Raw genomic sequence first — 14,839 nt, forward strand, 5'->3', positions numbered from 1 at the left:
TCACGTGCATTCGACAGCCGCCGCACACGTGAACCCCCTGATCGCCTGGCGTTCCCCCGCCTCCGGCCACGGTTCGCGCCCCGCCCCGGTCCCGGCTCACGATGTCGCCACCCGGCACCCGGGCGAGTCCCGGCCCGCCGGAGGCCACGCGGAGGAACGCGCCCTCTTCGAGGAGGACCTGTTCGGCTCGCTGGCCCGCGGCCCCGCCGACGAACGCTGGTCCGCCGACGAGTGGTGGCCGCCGCTCGACTGGTGGCCCGCCGCCGCGCGCGATCTGCTCCGCGGCTCCTACGCCCCGCCCCGCTCGGCCACCTTCGCCCTGGCCCCCACCCCGGAGTCGGTGCACGCCGCCCGCTGCTTCGCGCTGGCCACGATGTACGGCTGGCGCCTGGCCGAGGTCTGCGACAACCTCGAACTGGTCGTCTCCGAACTGATCACCAACGCCCTCCGCCACGGGCAGGTCGCCGGCGAGACCACCCCGCTGCGCCTCAGCCTCATCCACCGCGCCACCCACGTGCTCTGCGCGATCAGCGACCCGAGCCCCGCCACCCCCACCCCCCGCGACCAGGACCTGGACGACCTCTCCGACCTGGAGCCGGGCGGCCTCGGCCTCCACATAGTCGAGTCCCTGAGCCGCGCCTGGGGCTGGAGCCCCATGACCCCCACCGGCAAGATCGTCTGGGCCGCCCTCCCCACCACGGACTGACCGCCCGGATCACGGGCCCCGAGCCCCCGAGCCCCAACGCCGCGTGATCTCGCGATCGCGCCCCCCGACACCGCCCGAGCTCCCGTGGAGCGGGCGGACGCGGGGGCGGATCGGCGAGATCACGGTGGGGCCGGGGGCTCGTCTCGTTCGCGGGGGCGGATGGTACCTCGCCTTGGCCCGCGAGGGGTGGGGTTTGCGGCGGGTGGAGGGGCGGGAGCGGTGAGCGGGGGGCTCCCCGGGGTGGGTGGGGCGGAGGTGGACCGCTGAGCGGGTGGTGGGGGCGCGTGGGAGGGGTGTGTGGGAGAGGGGGGTGGGAGGGGCGGGGGCGGGAGTAGCGTTGCGCCGGGAGGGCGACGTGGCGGAGATGGCTGGGTTGCGCGAGTGGCTGGCGGGGCTGGGCGTGGAACGGCTCGCGCGGGTGCTTGAGGCGCGGGGCGACGGGGTCGCCCCGCCGTGGCCGCGGCGGCTGGACGAGCTGGCCGGGCGGCTGGTGGAGCCCCGGCGGGTGCTGGAGTGCCTGCGGCGGGTCCCGCTGCCCCACACGCAGGTGGCGCGCGCGTGCGCCGTGCTCGACGGGGAGGCCACCGCCGACGGGCTCGCGCGGTTCCTCGGGGCCCGTCCGGAGGACGTGGAGCGGGTGCTGGGTGAGCTGGAGGAGATGGCGCTGGCCTGGCGGGGGCCCGACGGCGTGGTGCGGGTGCCGGAGGCGCTGCGGGGGGCCTGGCGCGCGCCGTTCCGGCTGGGGCGGCCGGCGCGGGAGCTGATGGCGGCGGCGACCTCGGCCCGGGTCAGGGACGTGGCCCACACGCTGGGGGTGGGGACCTCCGGGCACCGGCGCGAGGTGATCGAGCGCGTGGTGGGGTTCTTCCGGGACCCGGCGCGGATGGGCGCCCTCCTCGCGGCGGCCCCCGAGGGCGCAAGGGAACTGCTGGAGGAGTACGCCTGGCGGGGCCCCGACCTGCCCGCGGAGAACATGTACCAGGGGGCGGGGGCGCTGCGCTGGGCGATCGACAGGGGCCTGGTGTGGCCGCTGGACTGGGACCGGGGGACGATGCCGCGCGAGGTGGCGCTCGGCGTGCGCGGGCCGGGCTACCACGCGCCGTTCGACCCCGAGCCCCCGCCGCTGGCGACGGACCCGGTCGACCCCGCGGAGCTGGAGCACGAGGCGGGCGCGGCGGCCGTGCACGCCCTCGACCGGGTCTCGACGCTGCTGGAGAACCTCTCCAAGCACCCGCTGCCGCTGCTGAAGAGCGGCGGAGTGGGCGTGAAGGAGCTGCGCCGGCTGGCCCGGGAGGCCGGCTGCGGCGAGGACGAGGTGCGGCTGCACCTGGAGGTCGCGGCGGTGGCGCGGCTCCTGGGCCGGCTGGACGAGGCGGCCGGGCTGGTGCCCACCGACCGGTACGACCGGTGGCGCGCCGCCGATCCGGGCACGCGGCTGCGCGTCCTGCTCGCCGCCTGGCTGCGCATGGGGCGGTCCCCGCTGCGGCGGACCCCCGGCCGGGCGGGCGCGGCGCTGCTGGAGGAGGAGTACGGCGTCGCCCACGCCCACGTCCGGCACGCGGCGCTGAACGTGCTGCGCGGGCTGCCCGGGGGCGCCGCGGCGCGGGACGAGGAGGCGCTGGGCCGGTCGGTGCACTGGAACGCGCCCCTGCTGGAGCCGGAGCTGATCGCCGAGTCCTGCCCGGGCGCGATGGCCGAGGCCGCGCTGCTGGGCGTGACCGGCCCCGGCGGCGGGGCGCTGAGCGCGCTGGGCCGGGCCCTGGCCGCGCTGACCGGCGTGGCGGGCGAGGAGGGCGACGACGGCGTCCCCGAGGTGGAGGACGACCCCGCGCTGGTCCGCGAGTCCGAGCGGGCCGTGGCCGCCGCGCGGACCACCGCGCTGTTCGGCGCGGACCTCACCGCGATCGTGCCCGGGCCGCCCGCGGCGGAGCTGGCCGCGGTGCTCGACCTGGCCGCCGACCGGGAGGCCCAGGGCGTGGCGACCGTGTGGCGGTTCCACGCGGCGGCCGTGCGCCGGGCGCTGGACACCGGCGTGAGCGCGGCCGGGCTGCTGGACTCCCTGCGCGCGGTGGCGGCCGGAGACCTGCCGCAGCCGCTCGTCTACCTGGTGGAGGACGCCGCGCGGCGGCACGGCGAGGTGGCGGTGGTCGAGGTGGCCTGCTGCGTGCGCGGCGACGACACCGCGCTGCTGGCGGAGATCGCGGCCTCGCGGAAGCTGTCCCGGCTGGGCCTGCGGGTGCTCGCGCCGACCGTGCTGGCGTCCGCGCTGCCCCCGGCGGCGACGCTGGAGGCGCTGCGCGCGGCCGGGTACTCCCCCGTCGCGACCGACGCCTCCGGCGTGATGACCGTACGGCGGGACGCCCCCCGCGCCGCCGTACCGCCGGTCGACCGCGCGCGGCACGCGCTGGTGCTGGCGGACGGCCGGGCGCGGTGGGTCCGCACCGAGCCCGGCCCCGGCCAGGCCGCCGACCCCCTCACGCACGCCCGCAGGCTGCTCGCGGCCGAGCGGGAGAGCGCGGAGCCCGCGGGACCCGCGGAGCGGCCGGCGCGCGCGGCCGGCGCGGGCCGCACCTGGAGCGTGATCGGCAGGCACGCCTCGCGGCTGGGGCCGGCCGAGCAGACGCACCTGGGGTTCGTGGTGGACCACGGGATCGTGGTGCGGGTGAAGGTGGCCGACGGCTCGGAGTGGACGATCAGCCACGGCGAGCTGCACGGCGACCAGCTCGACGCCTGGTGCTCGGAGATCTCCGACTACGAGCGGTTCCGGCTGTCGGAGATCGTCGCGGTGACGCCCGCCTGAGGCGGGGATTCCGGGCCTTCCCGCGACCTCATGAGTCACGGCGCTCCCCGGCGTCGTAGATTCGAGGCGTGGTGAACCGTCGGAGGGCAGAGCCCGTGGCAGGCCGTTACCCCATCGCGTCCGGGGAGGCCGAGCTGCTGCGGGACCTCGACCACGCCGACGGCTGGGTGCTCAGCGTGGACGGCGTGCCGCAGTCCTACGTGGACCTGGGCGACCCGACGCACCTGGACTTCGAGTACGCCCGCCACATGGGCGACGTCGTGGACTCCCTCCCGGAGGGCCCGCTGGACGTGCTGCACGTGGGCGGGGGCGCGTTCACCCTGCCCCGGTACGTCGCGGCGACGCGGCCGGGCTCGCGCCAGATCGTGATCGAGCCGGACGGCGAGCTGGTGGACCTGGTGCGCGCCCAGCTCCGGCTCCGCGAGGTGCCCCGGCTGCGGGTGCACGTGCGCGACGGCCGCTCCGGGGTCGTACGGCTGCGCGAGGACGCCTTCGACGTGGTGATGCTGGACGCGTTCACCGGCGCGGACATCCCCGGCGAGCTGACGACGGCCGAGTTCACCCGGGACGTGGAGCGCGTGCTGCGGCCCGGCGGGACGTACATCCTCAACATGGCCGACGGCAGGCCGCTCACGTTCGCCCGGCGCGTGGTGGCGACCGTGTCCGAGGTGTTCCCGCACGCGCTGCTGCTGGGCGAGCCGGGCGTGCTGCGCGGGCGGCGGTTCGGCAACATCATCGTGGCCGCGTCGAAGGCGCCGCTGCCGGTCGCGGGCGTGACACGCCGGGCGGCCAACAGCCCGATGCGGGCCCGGTGCGTCCATGATGAGGAGCTGGACCGGTTCCGCGGCCAGGCGCGCCCGCTGCGCGACGGAGACGAGGTGCCGTCCCCGGCGCCGCCCCCCGCCGTCTTCGGACTGAAGGACCGGTGACCGGGACCGGTGACCGGGCACCACTGAGATCTGGGGGGATCCTGACATGACCGACATCGCCGTCACGGGGGCCACGGGCGAGGTGGGCGGCCGCGTCGCGCGGCGGCTCGCGGCCGCGGGGGTGCCGCAGCGGCTCGTGGTGCGCGACCCCGGCCGCGCCCCGTCGCTGCCGGGGGCCGAGGTCGCCGTGGCGGAGTACGGCGACCGCCGGGCTCTCGCCGAGGCGCTGCGCGGGATCGGCACGCTCATGCTGGTGTCGGCCACCGAGTCGCCCGACCGGTCCCGGCTCCAGACCGAGACCGTCCAGGCGGCGGTGGACGCCGGCGTGGAACGCGTCGTCTACACCTCGTTCCTGGGCGCGGCGGCCAACGCCACGTTCACGTTCGCCCAGGACCACTGGGACACCGAGGAGTACATCCGGGCCTCCGACGTCCGGTTCACGATCCTGCGCGACAGCCTCTACCAGGACCTGCTGCCCGAGTACGCCGGGGAGGACGGCGTGATCCGCGGCCCGGCGGGCACCGGTGCGTTCGCGCCGGTCACCCGGGACGACGTGGCGGACACGGCGGTGGCCGTGCTGCTCGGCGGCGACCACGACGGGCTGACCTACGACGTCACCGGGCCGGAGCTGATCACGATGGAGGACGTCGCGACCCGGCTGAGCCGGGCCCTGGGCCGTACCATCCGCTACCAGGACGAGTCGGTCGAGGAGGCGTACGCCTCGCGGGACCGTCTCGGGGCGCCGGACTGGCAGGTCCGGGGCTGGGTGACCTCCTACGAGGCGATCGCCGCCGGGGAGCTGGCGCTCGTCACCGACGTCGTCGAACGGGTGACCGGTCATCCGGCCACCGGCTTCACCGACTTCGCGCGCGCCTGGGCCGCGTCCCGGTAAACGTCCGCGTTTCTGTTTTTCCGGCGGAAAAGGCGAGCGATAATCACGGAGGGGCCGCGATCGGCGCGAACGCCTTGACGCGGCGGCCGCGCGGCACGCATGATCTCTTGACCGGCACCGGCGATCCCGGGCCGGATAACGCACTAAGACGCACGAGACGAGCTCGGATTGACGGCCGTGCGCACGGCCGGTGAACAGCGCTGCCCGCACCCTCTTTCGTATTGTCGCCGCCTCCCGTGAACCGGCGGCGAGTCCCCCCGACATGAACGCGAGCGAGGTTTTGCATGAGCCGGGAAGAACTGGACCAGATCGTCTGTGGCACCGTCGCCGAGATCCTCGGCCTTCCGGCCTCCGACATAACCCCCGAAGTCAAGCTGGACGAACACGACATCGACAGCCTGGAATGGGCTGAGATCGCCGTGACCGTCGAGGACAAGGTCGGCAAGAAGATCGACCTCGGGGTGGAGGACTTCCGCGAGCTGACCACGATCGGCGACGCGATCTCGGTGATCGAGCGGGAAATGGCGAACGCGTGACCGAGCAGCGCCGGGTCGCGATAACGGGTCTCGGGGTCAAGGCGCCGGGCGGCACCAAGGTGAACGAACTGTTCGACAGCGTGCTCGCCGGCCGGTCAATGGCCAGAACGGTTCCCGAATTGGCCGAGCGGAACTGCATCACGCAATTCGCCTGCAAAATCGACGGATTCGAGCCGGAGGCCTACTTCACGGCCCGGGAATTGCGTCAGCTCGATTTCTCGACGCGCATCGGCGTGGCCGCGGCGGCCGACGCGATCGAGGACGCCGGCTGGGACGGCGCGGACTCCGAGCGCGCGGGCGGCTACGTCGGCACCGGCGGCAGCACCATCGCCGCGCTGGAGACGCTGATCCTGCAGTACGCCGACAAGCCGGACAAGGTGCCGATCCAGAGCGTCCCCATGCTCATGTCCAGCTCGATCGCCGCCCGGATGGGCATCCGCTTCAAGCTGCGCGGCCCCTGCCACACCCTCGCCACGGCCTGCGCCAGCGGCGCGACCGCGATCGGCGAGGCGCTGCTGGCGATCCGGCGCGGCGTGGTGGACACCGCGCTCGCCGGCGGCGTCGAGGCGCCGATCACGATGCTGGTCATGAGCGCCTTCGCCAGGTCCGGCGCGATGTCGCAGCGCAACGACGACCCCACCGGGGCCTGCCGCCCCTTCGACGCCACCCGCGACGGCTTCGTCATGGGCGAGGGCGCGGCCTTCCTCGTCCTGGAGGAGTGGAGCCGCGCCGAGGCCCGGGGCGCCCGGATCTACGGCGAGCTCGCGGGCTACGCCGCCAACTCCGACGCCCTGCACATCGTCGCCCCCGACGAGGAGGCGCGCGGGGCCGAGGCCTGCATGCGCGCCGCGATCGCCGACGCCGGGCTCACGCCGTCCGGCATCGGCCACGTGAACTCGCACGGCACCAGCACCCAGGCCAACGACCGCGCCGAGGCCCTGGCGATCAGCCGGGTCTTCGGGGACCACCGGCCGCCGGTGACGGCGACCAAGGGCGTGACCGGCCACCTGATCGGCGGCGCGGGGGCCCTCGAAGCGGTCATCGCGACCCTCTCGGCCCGGACCGGCCTCATCCCCCCGATCGCCAACTACACGAGCGGCCCCGAGGCGGAGCTGGTGGACCTGGTCGCGGGCTCCCCGCGCCAGACCGCGCCGGCCCCGGTCATCAGCAACTCCTTCGGCTTCGGCGGCCACAACGTCTCGCTCGTGATCACCCCCGCCCCCTGAGCCGTACGGCCCCGCGGCCGCGCCCTCGCGCCACCCTCCGCCGCGTCTCTCCCCCGATCACGCGGTTCCGGTCATCGCCCTGTGCGCGGAACCGCGTGACCACGGCGAGGGGCCGGGGGCGGGGTCAGATGATGATCATCAGGCAGTCGGGCTTGAAGGTCTTGGGGAGCGGGCCGGGGGTGGCCAGGGCCTTGTTGACGTACTGGAGCATGGCGGGGTCGAAGAGCTCGGCCGTGTGGCCCACGGCGCCGGGGAGCAGGCCCCGCAGCGGGCAGTCCTTGTGCACCAGGCGGTTCGTGACCTGCTCGGGCGGGCCCTTCATGCCGGTGTCGGCCATCTCCTGCTCCGACTTCAGGCCCAGGGCGGTGTAGCTGACGCCGGGGTCCACCATCTCGGGCTCGTTCAGGGCCCGCGACAGCTCCGAGCCGGGCCGCAGGTCGGCGCAGAACGGGTGCCCGCCGCACTGGCGGGACAGGGCCGGGCTGTAGGAGTGCTGCGGCGTGCCCAGCGTGATCAGGTCGTCCACCCGCGAGGCGCCCTCCTCCAGCCGGGTGTACGCCCGGGCCACGACGCCGCCGAGGCTGTGGGCGACGATGGACACCTTCTCCGCGCCGGTCGCCTCCAGCACGCCGTCCACGAACGTGCGGAGCCGGGCGCCGGACTCGCGGACCGGGCGCTCCCAGGAGTAGTCCAGGGAGAAGACGCAGTGGCCCTGTTTGCGCAGGAACGGGGACATGGACAGCCAGGGGATCCGCCCGCCCGAGCCCGCCCCGTGGACCAGCACCACCGGGGCCTTCCCGGCGGGCTTGCAGGCCCAGTCGTTGGCCCGGGACAGGTCCGGGGTGGCCAGCGCCTGCGCGGCGGCGATCTTGTCCTGGTCGGGCTGCCGGTTCAGCGTGAACAGCACCCCGGCCAGGGCGATCAGCGCGAGCCCGCACGCGATGACCGCGATCAGCCGCGTGACCCGCCCGTCCGGCCGCGGCGGCCGGGGCCGCGCCCGGACCCCGTCGTACGCCCCGGAGCCGCCGGGCGCCGCGGAGCCGTCGTGCGCCATCCGGTCAGCCCCCTCCGGTCGCGGCGGGCACGCCCAGCCGGGCGCGGATCTCCTCCATCACCAGCTCCTGGGACGGCACGAGGTAGAAGTGGTCGCCGGGCAGGGCCCGCAGCGCGAACCCGCCCCGGGTCAGGTCGCGCCAGCCTTCCGCCCGCGCGGCGTCCACCTTGGGGTCCTCCGCGCCGATCAGCGCGGTCACCGGCGCGGCCAGGGGCGGCCCCGGCCGGTGCCGGTAGGACTCGACGGCGCGGAAGTCGCTGCGGACGTACGGCAGGACCAGCTCGCGCATGTCGGGATCGGCCAGCAGCTCCGCGTCGGACCCGCCCAGCGCCAGCAGCGCCGCCACGAACCCGTCGTCGTCGCGCCCGGCCACCGCCTCGTCCACCCGGTCCGGGTCGTGCGCCGGCCGCGCCCCGGACACGAACAGGTGCGCCGGGACGGCCCCCCGGTCCTCCAGCAGCCGCGCCGTCTCGTAGGCCACCAGCGCGCCCATGCTGTGGCCGAACAGCGCGAGCGGCCGGTCCAGCAGCGGCGCCACCGCCTGGACGACGTGCCGCGCCATGCGCGCGACGTCCTCGACGTACGGCTCGGCGATGCGGTCGGCGCGGCCGGGGTACTGCACCGCGTGCACCTCGACCGACGGGAGCGCGCGGGACCACGCGCGGTAGAACGCGGCCGACCCGCCGGCGTGCGGGAAGCACACCAGCCGCCGCGCCGCCCACGGCCGGTTCTCGCCGCAGCGCAGCCAGCTCACGGGCGGGTTCCCTCCATGGCCTCGATCAGGCTCTTGGGCCGCATGTCGGTCCAGTTGGCCTCGATGTAGTCCAGGCAGGCCTGCCGGGTGTCCTCGCCGTGCGCCACCGTCCAGCCCGCCGGGACCTCGGCGAACGCGGGCCACAGGGAGTGCTGGTTCTCGGCGTTGACGAGGACCAGGTAGCTGCCGTCGGGGTTCTCGAAGGGGTTGGTCACGAGGGGGTTCCTTCCATCGGGGGTCCGGGGACCCGGTCCGGGGTTCCAGCGGGATCGGCGGTTCCAGCGGGATCGGCGGTTCCAGCGGGATCGGCGGTTCCAGCGGGGCGGGCCGCGCCGAGCCTGGCGGCCAGGGCGGGGCCGATCTCGGCCAGCGCGCCGGGCGTCATCATCGCGTCGTGGGAGCAGTCCACCGGGATGTCCTCGATGATCCCGGTGACGTACGGACCCCAGTCGGCGGCGGAGCGGTCGTTCCTGATGCGCTGGCGCACGGCGGTGAAGAACACGGCGTCGCCCCGGTAGACGCGGGGCCGGAAGTCGTACGCCGTGCGCATCGACCGCTCGAAGTTCTCGTAGATGCCGAGGACGTGCCGCTCGTCCAGCCCGGCGAAGGCGTCCCCCTGCTCCCGCAGGAACGCCATCACGTCCTCGACGGTGACCTCCTCGCCGTCGCGGCGGGGGTAGCCGATGCCGTCGAGCAGCATGCCGAGCACGTCCACCCCCTCGGGCGTGTAGATCTGCTCGGGGTAGCCGTCCAGGATCGCCAGCAGCGCCACCTCCTCCCCCCGCTCCTGGAGCTCGGTGGCGACCGCGTGCGCGATCAGGCCGCCCAGGGACCACCCCATGAGGTGGTACGGCCCGGCGGGCTGGACGCGGCGGATCCGCGCGGCGTAGTCGCGGGCCATCTCCTCGATCGAGGAAGCCGCCTCCCCCGGATCGCCGAGGCCGCGGGCCTGGAGGCCGTACACCGGCAGGTCGGCGGGCAGGTGCCGGAGCAGGCCGAAGTAGCACCAGGCCAGCCCGCCCGCGGGGTGCGCGCAGAAGAGCGGCGGCCGGTCTCCGCCGGCGCGCAGCGGGAGCACGAGGGACGCGTCGGCCTCGACGGCCGCCACGTCCATCTGCTCGGCCAGGGCGCGCGTGCGCAGCGCCCGCTCCTCCAGCACGCCCTCGACGGTCTGGCGGGCGAACAGCTCGCGGACGCCGATGTCGAGCCCGGCCTCGCGGGCCCGGTTGACCAGGCGCATCGCGGTGATGGAGTCGCCGCCCAGCGCGAAGAGGTTGTCGTCGACCCCCACCCGGGGCAGGCCCAGGACCTCGGCGGCCAGGCCGCACAGGATCTCCTCCTGCGGCGTCCGGGGGGCGCGTCCCCCCGCGGTGCGCTCAGGGGCGGGCAGCGCGGCCCGGTCCACCTTGCCGTTCGCCGTCATCGGGAGCGCGTCCAGCACGACGACCGCCGAGGGCACCATGTACTCCGGCAGCGACCGGCCCGCGAACCGCCGTACCTCGGCCTCGTCGACGTCACCCGCGACGTACGCCACGAGGCGGCGGTCGCCGGGGCGGTCCTCGCGGACGGTCACCACGGCCTGGGCCACCCGCTCGTGCCTGCCGATCACGGCCTCGACCTCGCCCGGCTCGATGCGGAACCCGTGCACCTTGACCTGGAGGTCCGCGCGGCCGACGTATTCGAGCACGCCGTCGCCGCGCCACCGGGCCAGGTCGCCGGTGCGGTACATGCGCTCCCCCGCCGGGCCGTACGGGCAGGCGACGAACCGCTCCGCCGTGAGGCCCGGCCGGTTGAGGTAGCCGCGCGCCAGGCCCGCCCCGGCGACGTAGAGCTCGCCGGGCACGCCCGGGGGGACCGGGCGCAGGTCGTGGTCCAGGACGTACACCCGGGTGTTGTCGAGCGGCCGCCCGATCGGGGCCCGCCCCCCGGCCAGCTCGGCGGCGGACATGACCCGGTACGTCGAGTAGGTCGTGGTCTCGGTGGGGCCGTAGACGTGCGCGAGCAGCGTGTCCGGGCAGGCGGCCAGGACGCGCGCCATGGACGTGGCGGAGGCCACCTCGCCGCCGGTCGCGACCATCCGCATGGGCGCGAACGCCTCCGGGCGGTCCTCGGCGACCAGGTTGAACAGCGCGGTCGTGAGGAACGCCGCGCTGACCCGGTGCCGCGCGATCTGCTCGGCCAGGGCGCGCGGCTCCAGCTCGCCGGGCGGCGCGACCACGACCGTGCCGCCGCCCAGCAGCGGCACCCACAGCTCGTAGGTGGAGGCGTCGAAGGCGTGCGGGGAGTGCGCGAGCACCCGCTCGTGCGCCCCGGTCAGCCAGCGCCGGTCGAACGCGAACTCGACCACGTCGCGCTGCCGTACGGCGACGCCCTTGGGCCGCCCGGTGGACCCCGAGGTGTACATCACGTAGGCGAGCTGGTCGGGGTGGACCGCGACGCCCGGGTCCCGGTCGTCCCCGCCGTCCTCCGCCAGGGCCTCGTCCACGACGACGACCCTGGCGGCGTGCTCGAAGCGCCGGTCGGCCATCGCGGCGTCCACGAGCAGGACCGGGGCCCCGGTGTCGGCCAGCACCCAGGACACCCGCTCGGGGGGATGGCCGTGATGGATCGGGACGTACGCCCCGCCCGCCTTGAGCACCGCCAGCGAGGCCACGGCCACCAGCGGCGAGCGCTCCATGAGCATGGCGACGGGCGTCTCCGGCCCGACCCCGAGCGCGATCAGCCGGTGGGCCAGCCGGTTCGCGCGCGCGTTCAGCTCGGCGTACGTCAGGGACCCGGCGTCCGACGCGATCGCCGGGGCGCCGGGCGTACGGCGGGCCTGGGCCTCGAAGAGCGCGGCGACCGGCCCGGCGGGGGTCTCGGCGGTGGTGTCGTTCCAGTTCCCGAGGACGCGGCGGCGCTCGGCCGCGTCGAGCACGTCCACCCGGCCGACCCGGGTGTCCGGGGCGGTCGCGAACGTCTCGACCAGCCGGACCAGGCGGGCGAGCAGCCGCCCGGCCTCCTCCGCCGGGTAGACGTCGGGGCGGTGGTCGAGCCGGAACGCCAGCCGCTCCCCCGGGACCGCGACGAGCGCGAGGGGGTAGTGCGTGGCGTCCGAGCCGGACGCGCCCGCGAGGCGCAGCCCGCCCGCCTCCACGTCGGCGGCGGCGGCGTCCACCGGGTAGTTCTCCAGCACCATCATCGTGTCGAACAGCGCGCCGACCCCGGTGAGCCGCTGGATCTCGGCCAGCCCCAGGTGGTGGTGGTCCAGCAGTTCGGCCTGTTCGCGCTGGAGCCGGGTGAGCAGGTCGCCCAGGGTCTCGGCGGGGTCCAGCCGCAGCCGCACCGGCAGCGTGTTGATGAACAGGCCGATCATGTTCTCCACGCCGGGCAGGTGCGGCGGGCGCCCGGAGACGGTCGCGCCGAACACCACGTCGCCGCGCCCGGTCAGCCGGGCCAGCAGCAGCCCCCAGGCCGCCTGGACCAGCGTGTTCAGGGTCAGGCCGCGGCTTCGCGCGAACGCCGCCACCGCGCGGGCGCGTTCCTCGTCCAGCTCGGCGATCACGCGCCCGGGCGGCACCGCCTCCCGCCCGGCGGCCTGCGGCGCGACCAGCGTGGGCTCCTCGACCCCGGCCAGGGCCTCCCGCCACGCCGCGCGCGCCGCCTCGCGGTCCTGCCGCTTGAGCCAGGCCAGGTAGTCCTTGTACGGCGTCACGCGCGGCAGCCCGGCGTCGTCGCCGTTCCGCAAATACAGCGTGAACAGCTCGGTCGCCAGCAGCGGCGTGGACCAGCCGTCGAGCAGGATGTGATGGTTCGTGAAGACCAGCCGATGCCGCTCCGGGCCCAGCCGGACCAGCAGGAACCGCAGCGGCGGCGGCGCGGCCAGGTCGAAGGGCCGTTCGCGTTCCTCGCGGGTGATCCGGTCGGCCTCGGCCGGCCCGTCGGCCGTGACCTCCCGCCACGGCGGCACGGCGCCGGCGTGCACGAGCTGGAGCGCGCGCCCGCCGGCCCCGTGCCGGAACGAGACGCGCAGGTTGGCGTGCCTGCGGAGCAGCGTCGCGGCGGCGGCCCGGAGCGCGGCGGCGTCGAGCGGGCCGTCGAGGTCCAGCACGAGCTGGGCGCTGTAGACGTCGGTCCCGCCGAGCCCGGCGTGGAAGAACAGGCCCTCCTGGAGCGGCGAGAGCGGCCACACGTCGGCCAGGTCGGGCACGGCGGCGGCCAGCGCGTCCAGTTCGTCCTGGGTGATCTCGGCCGCCACGTCGGACGGCGTGAGCCCGCCCGCGGCGGCCGCGATGCCGCGCAGCGCCGCGAACCAGTGCCCGGCCAGCTCCCGCACCCGCTCCTCCGTGAGCACGCCCTCGGGCCAGGACCAGGTGGCGGTCAGCTCGGGCCCGGTGGGCAGGTCCCGGGTGAAGGCGTTGACCTCCAGCGAGTGCGCCGCGGGCAGCGCGGACCGGTCGGGGGCGATCGCGGCGGACTCCGGCGCCGGGGACCAGTCGCCCTGCCCGGCCTCGGCGCGGCCCAGGTAGTTGAAGGCGAGTTCGGGGGCGGGATGGGCGGCCAGCCGGTCCCGGGTCTCCGCGTTGAGGTGCCGCAGCAGGCCGTACCCGAAGCCGTTGTCCGGGGCGCGCAGCAGGTGCTCCTTGAGCCGCTTCACCACCCGCCCCGCAGAGGGGCCGCCCGCGCGCAGGTCGTCCCAGTCGAACGGCCCGGCGTCGAGCCGTACGGGGGCGATCGTGGTGAACCAGCCGACCGTCCGGGAGACGTCCAGGCCGGGGAAGACGTCCTCGCGGCCGTGCCCCTCCAGGTCCACGAGGACGCCGGACTCCCCGGACCAGCGCGTGACGGCGGCGGCCAGGGCGGCGAGCAGGACGTCGTTGACCCGCCCGTGGAACCGCGCCGGCACCTCGCCGAGGAGGGGCCCGGTCACCTCGGCGGGCAGCCGGAGCGTGACGGCGCGCTGTGTCGCGGCCGTGTCCGCCGCCGGGTGACGCGGCCGTGCGGCGGGCAGCGGCGGGGCGTCGCGCAGGGTCTCGGCCCAGTGGTCCAGCTCGGCGACGCGCTCGGGAGATGCGGCCTCCTCGGCCAGCCGCCTGGCCCACGTCCGGAACGAGGTGGGCACGGGATCGGGGCGCTGCCCGGTGAGCGCGGTGAACAGGTCGGGCAGCAGGATCCGCCAGGACACCCCGTCCACGACGAGGTGGTGGGCCACGGCCAGGAGCCGCCCCGAGGCGCCGGGCCCGGCGTCGAACCACACGAGCTGGAGCATCACCCCGGCCTCGGGATCGAGCCGGTCCCGGGCCGCCGCCGACTGCTCGGCGATCAGCGCCTCCAGGTCACCGTCCCCGACCTCGACCCGGCGGACCAGCCCCGCGGCCTCGACCGCGCCAGGTGGGCGGACCTCCAGCGCCCAGCCCGGGCCCAGCCGGGCGCGCAACAGGTCATGGTGGTCCAGCACCGTCTGGAGCGCCCCGGCCAGAGCCCCCATGCCCAGGTCGGCGGGCACCTGGAGCAGGACGCTCTGGCTGAAGGTCCGGATCGGGCCGCCCAGGTCGCGGAGCCAGTGCATGACCGGGGTCAGCGGCACTTCGCCCACACCCGCGCCCGCCTCCTCGGCCCGGACCTCGGTGCCGTCCGCCACCTGGGCGACCGACGCCAGGGCCTCGACGGTCTGGTGCGTGAACACGTCCTTCGGCGTGATGATCAAACCGGCCTGCCGAGCCCGCGAGACGAGCTGGATGGCGATGATCGAGTCGCCGCCCAGGTCGAAGAACCCGTCCTCGACCCCCACCCGCTCCAGCCCGAGCACCTCGGCGAACAGGTCGCACAGCAGCGATTCGCGCGGGTTCCCCGGTCCCCGGTCGGTCACGGCGGCGGAGAAGTCCGGCGCCGGCAGAGCCCGGCGGTCGAGCTTGCCGTTCACCGTCAACGGCAACGCCTCCAACGGCACCACCGCGGCCGGG

The 14,839-nt window shown here is 75.7% G+C and carries 10 protein-coding genes; 6 read left to right on the plus strand and 4 right to left on the minus strand.

The features are described 5' to 3' along the window. Window positions 1-4: 4 nt before the first annotated feature. The 6 genes from D5H75_RS39455 (at window position 5) to D5H75_RS39480 (ending at window position 7,089) form a co-directional block, all read left to right on the plus strand. The gene (locus tag D5H75_RS39455; protein WP_242454776.1) at window positions 5-706 is read left to right on the plus strand and encodes an ATP-binding protein; all 702 of its coding nucleotides are present in this window, start codon (window positions 5-7) and stop codon (window positions 704-706) included. 364 nt (window positions 707-1,070) lie between these two features. Then, on the plus strand, window positions 1,071-3,506 hold the full coding sequence (locus D5H75_RS39460; protein WP_119931761.1) for a helicase-associated domain-containing protein: 2,436 nt from the start codon (window positions 1,071-1,073) through the stop codon (window positions 3,504-3,506). 95 nt (window positions 3,507-3,601) lie between these two features. After that, window positions 3,602-4,435 carry a spermidine synthase gene (locus D5H75_RS39465; RefSeq protein WP_119931749.1) on the plus strand — a complete coding sequence of 278 codons (834 nt, stop codon included), beginning with the start codon at window positions 3,602-3,604 and terminating at the stop codon, window positions 4,433-4,435. A 46-nt stretch (window positions 4,436-4,481) separates the two neighbouring features. Continuing rightward, the gene (locus tag D5H75_RS39470; protein WP_119931750.1) at window positions 4,482-5,327 is read left to right on the plus strand and encodes an SDR family oxidoreductase; all 846 of its coding nucleotides are present in this window, start codon (window positions 4,482-4,484) and stop codon (window positions 5,325-5,327) included. Between the two features lie 284 nt (window positions 5,328-5,611). After that, entirely contained in the window at window positions 5,612-5,863 is a 252-nt protein-coding gene (locus D5H75_RS39475; RefSeq protein ID WP_119931751.1) for an acyl carrier protein, read from the plus strand. Further along, window positions 5,860-7,089 carry a beta-ketoacyl-[acyl-carrier-protein] synthase family protein gene (locus D5H75_RS39480; RefSeq protein ID WP_119931752.1) on the plus strand — a complete coding sequence of 410 codons (1,230 nt, stop codon included), beginning with the start codon at window positions 5,860-5,862 and terminating at the stop codon, window positions 7,087-7,089. The genes D5H75_RS39475 and D5H75_RS39480 overlap by 4 nt, the downstream gene beginning before the upstream one ends. Window positions 7,090-7,213: 124 nt before the next feature. Here the strand turns inward: D5H75_RS39480 and D5H75_RS39485 are convergent, their stop codons facing one another. Genes D5H75_RS39485 through D5H75_RS39500 form a run of 4 tightly spaced genes read right to left on the minus strand, consistent with a single transcriptional unit; the run spans window position 7,214 to window position 14,811 of the window. Beyond that, complete coding sequence (locus D5H75_RS39485) at window positions 7,214-8,143, minus strand: esterase/lipase family protein (RefSeq protein ID WP_119931753.1); 930 nt, start codon at window positions 8,141-8,143, stop codon at window positions 7,214-7,216. Between the two features lie 4 nt (window positions 8,144-8,147). Further along, window positions 8,148-8,897, minus strand: coding sequence for a thioesterase II family protein (locus D5H75_RS39490; protein WP_119931754.1), 750 nt, complete (start codon window positions 8,895-8,897; stop codon window positions 8,148-8,150). After that, complete coding sequence (locus D5H75_RS39495; RefSeq protein WP_119931755.1) at window positions 8,894-9,112, minus strand: MbtH family protein; 219 nt, start codon at window positions 9,110-9,112, stop codon at window positions 8,894-8,896. The genes D5H75_RS39490 and D5H75_RS39495 overlap by 4 nt, the downstream gene beginning before the upstream one ends. After that, the gene (locus D5H75_RS39500) at window positions 9,109-14,811 is read right to left on the minus strand and encodes a non-ribosomal peptide synthetase (protein ID WP_242454777.1); all 5,703 of its coding nucleotides are present in this window, start codon (window positions 14,809-14,811) and stop codon (window positions 9,109-9,111) included. Before D5H75_RS39500 ends, D5H75_RS39495 begins: the two co-directional genes overlap by 4 nt. Window positions 14,812-14,839 lie beyond the last annotated feature (28 nt).

This window comes from Bailinhaonella thermotolerans (assembly GCF_003594875.1).
Taxonomy (GTDB): domain Bacteria; phylum Actinomycetota; class Actinomycetes; order Streptosporangiales; family Streptosporangiaceae; genus Bailinhaonella; species Bailinhaonella thermotolerans.

Bases quoted from the DNA above. Each gene is read 5' to 3' on its own strand.
- D5H75_RS39485 (WP_119931753.1), bottom strand. From the start codon at position 8,143: ATGGCGCACGACGGCTCCGCGGCGCCCGGCGGCTCCGGGGCGTACGAC.
- D5H75_RS39475 (WP_119931751.1), top strand. From the start codon at position 5,612: ATGAGCCGGGAAGAACTGGACCAGATCGTCTGTGGCACCGTCGCCGAG.
- D5H75_RS39460 (WP_119931761.1), top strand. From the start codon at position 1,071: ATGGCTGGGTTGCGCGAGTGGCTGGCGGGGCTGGGCGTGGAACGGCTC.
- D5H75_RS39470 (WP_119931750.1), top strand. From the start codon at position 4,482: ATGACCGACATCGCCGTCACGGGGGCCACGGGCGAGGTGGGCGGCCGC.